We start from the raw sequence: 2,311 nt of genomic DNA, 5'->3' as shown, positions 1-2,311 counted from the left end.
CCAAGCATGCTGCCTGCTGTTTGAACTCAGGGGAAAACGTACGTCTTTGCTTGCTCATCAAACACCTCTCCATGGCGAGCATTCTCGCCTAAATCAGTGTCCGGGTACATTAAACCACTACAACCTTAAAGACGCAGCTTGGCCGAGATCGCCTCGCCGAGTGCCTTGATATTCGGCTCATCCATGATTGTATAGTGTCCACCGCCTATCGAAGTTATGCTAACCCTGCCACCCATCACCTGCTTCCAGCCCAAATCGGGTTCGGACCGCATCTCATCCACCGCGCAAAACAAGGAGATGTTAATTGGTATCGGAACCAGTTTGTATGCATACAAAGCACGGGCAATCGATGCTCTGACAGCGAGATGACGCCGGAATGCCGCAAAATCAAGCTGTGGAGGGATGAGGTCTTCACGTCGGCACACGTCGAACATGAGTGCTAAGTCCCCGCATGACGCCAGTGCCTGCAATTGGGTAGCAACCCCTTTAGGAAGCTCGCCAAGGTTGGCTAGCCAAAAAGCAGCATCATCCACGTCCACATATCCTGTAGATAAAGATCCACCACCGTAATTGCTCGTCGTGTCGATCAAGCCAAGAAAATCGACTTCCTCCCCGTCATCCAGTAATTGTCGAGCAATTTCATAGGCAATTGTCCCGCCGGCCGACCAGCCGGCAAGGCGGTATGGTCCCTCGGGTTGGATGTGCCGGATTGCCTTCATTTGCATCGATGCCATCGTGGACACGCTGGACATAACCTCCTCGCCATCGAGGAACCCAATCGCGGCCAACCCATACACGGGCAGGTCGCCATGCAACGATTGAGCCAGTTTGATTGCATACGCGATTTCACCCTCGCCAGAATGCAGCAGAAAGAGGGGAGGAGTATTTGCTGTGCTCCCCGAACGAATGCTGACCAAATTTTGGAAAGGTATAACCGTTGCCTGATTGGCTATAGCGCGAGCAAAAGACTCCGGATCGGGCGCAATAAAGAGAGACCTTAACGGCATCTCTACGTCCAGACGCCGCCGGACGGTAGACATCAGCTGGATCGCCAGCAGGGAGTGCCCACCCAACTGGAAAAAATTGTCAGTGATGCCGACACGTGGTATGCGCAACACCTCCTGCCAGCTTTCGCACAGCGCACGCTCAACTGCCGTCCGTGCTTCAACATATTCCCGTTCCAGCGCTGCCTGATCATATTCCGGCAACGCCTTTTGGTCGATCTTTCCATTGAGAGTGAGTGGAAACTGGTCGAGAACCATGACAGCTTGCGGCACCATGTAATCTGGTAAATTGCACATTAGGTGCTGGCGCAGTTGCGCAGTTAATTGGTTGCGAACGTCCAAGGTTTGCTCCAATGCTGCTCCATTGCTCACCACGTAGGCTAGGAGGCGCTTTCCGCCCTCGGGCGCTTCACGCGCAATGACAACGGCATCCTTCACATCTTCATGCGTCCGCAATGCATTCTCGACCTCGCCCAATTCAATTCGGAAGCCACGAATCTTCACCTGATGATCGTTGCGCCCAAGGAACTCCACGTTGCCGCACACCAGCCAGCGTCCCAAGTCGCCAGTCTTGTACAAGCGGCTACCCTGTTTCGATCGAAACGGATCTTGTAAAAACCGCTCAGCTGTCAAAGCCGGTAGGTTTAGATAACCGCGCGCCACACTGGCACCACCGATATAAATCTCTCCGATGACACCCGGTGGCACAGGCTGCAATCGCGTGTCGAGTACGTAAATTTGCGTGTCGCCGGTTGATCGTCCAATCGGAATATAGCGCAAGGAGCCCGACCCGTTTGAAGGCAGGTCGTGCAGGCGGAACGTTGTCGCAGTCACCGTTGCCTCGGTTGGCCCATAGGCGTTCATGAGCACGCAATCCGAATCCCATCGACCGGCAAGTTCCATCGACATTGCTTCGCCGCCTGCAATCAATAATCTCAGGTGGGGCAAGCTGTGTCGCTTTCCTAACGCTAATACGTTCAAGTAGCTCGGCGTGATATTGGCAACCGTTACCGCATGCTGCGATAACGCCTCGACCATTTCGTCCGCCGACCAGATCTTCGATGGCCGCATCACCAAGGTGGCGCCGGTCACAAATGCGCAACACATCTGTTCGATCGATGGGTCGAAGCTAATCGATGAAAACTGAAGTACCTTGTCTTGTGGCCCTATCTCGTAGCGGTCCACAGAGGCGAGGATATGCTCCACGAGGCTACCACCCTCGATCATTACACCTTTTGGCGCGCCCGTTGAACCAGATGTGTAAATGACGTAAGCCAGGTGTTTGGCATTCAATCCAAGTGTCTCAA

Annotated in this window: 1 protein-coding gene; it reads right to left on the bottom strand. The window is 54.0% G+C overall.

The genetic code is table 11. The features are described from left to right. Positions 1-125: 125 nt before the first annotated feature. A partial coding sequence (locus O3298_RS29095; RefSeq protein ID WP_305061202.1) for an amino acid adenylation domain-containing protein occupies positions 126-2,311 on the bottom strand: 2,186 nt, incomplete at its 5' end.

The sequence above is a fragment of the Janthinobacterium sp. SUN137 genome, from assembly GCF_030587265.1.
Classification (GTDB): Bacteria; Pseudomonadota; Gammaproteobacteria; order Burkholderiales; family Burkholderiaceae_D; genus Janthinobacterium; species Janthinobacterium kumbetense.
Note: the sequence above shows the minus strand (reverse complement) of the source record. Positions and strands in the feature narration are given on the sequence as shown.